Annotated in this window: 1 protein-coding gene; it reads left to right on the forward strand. The window is 70.4% G+C overall.

Features of this window, described 5'->3' with window-relative positions:
- Window positions 1-15: 15 nt before the first annotated feature.
- The coding region (locus FLV34_RS39435; RefSeq protein WP_187280887.1) for an acyltransferase domain-containing protein at window positions 16-884 on the forward strand (869 nt) is incomplete at its 3' end.

Genomic DNA, 884 nt, shown 5'->3' on the forward strand with positions numbered 1-884 from the left:
CCGGTGGTGCCGTGGGTGATCTCAGCACGATCCCAGCAGGCGCTGCACGCCCAGGCCGCCCGGCTCGCCGATCATCTGGACCACCACCCCGACCTCGACCCGGCCGACGTCGGCCACTCCCTGGCCACCACCCGCACCCACTTCGACCACCGCGCCGTCATCATCGGAACCACCCGCCACGAACTCCTGGAACGCACCCGCGCCCTCGCCGACGGAAACACCGGCGGCATCGTGACCGGAATCGCCCGCCCCGGCGGACTCGCCTTCGTCTTCACCGGCCAGGGCAGCCAACACACCGGCATGGGACGCGGCCTGTACGCCACCTACCCCGCCTTCGCCACCACCCTCGACCACACCATCGAGCTACTCGACCAGCACCTCGCCGGACACGCACCCGTACCACTACGCGAAGTACTGCTCGGCGACACCGACCCCACCCTGCTCGACCAGACCCTCTACACCCAGCCCGCGCTGTTCGCCCTGCAAACCGCCCTCACCCACCTGCTGGCCACCTGGGGCATCACCCCCACCGCCGTCGCCGGACACTCCATCGGCGCCATCGCCGCCGCCCACACCGCCGGCATCCTCACCCTCCCCCACGCCGCCGCCCTCGTCGCCACCCGCGCCCGCCTCATGCACACCCTCCCCCCCGGCGGCGCCATGACCGCCATCAACGCACCCGCAGACCACATCACCCCCCAACTCACCCCTCACCACAACACCGTCACCATCGCCGCACTCAACACCCCCACCTCCACCGTCATCTCCGGCGACACCCACACCATCACCCACCTCACCCAGCACTTCCGCGACCACGGCTACAAAGTCCGCCCCCTGACCGTCAGCCACGCCTTCCACTCCCCCCACATGAACCCCATCCTGGA

Origin of the sequence: Microbispora sp. CSR-4 (genome assembly GCF_008033685.1) — a bacterium.
In the GTDB taxonomy this organism is placed as follows: Bacteria; Actinomycetota; Actinomycetes; order Streptosporangiales; family Streptosporangiaceae; genus Microbispora.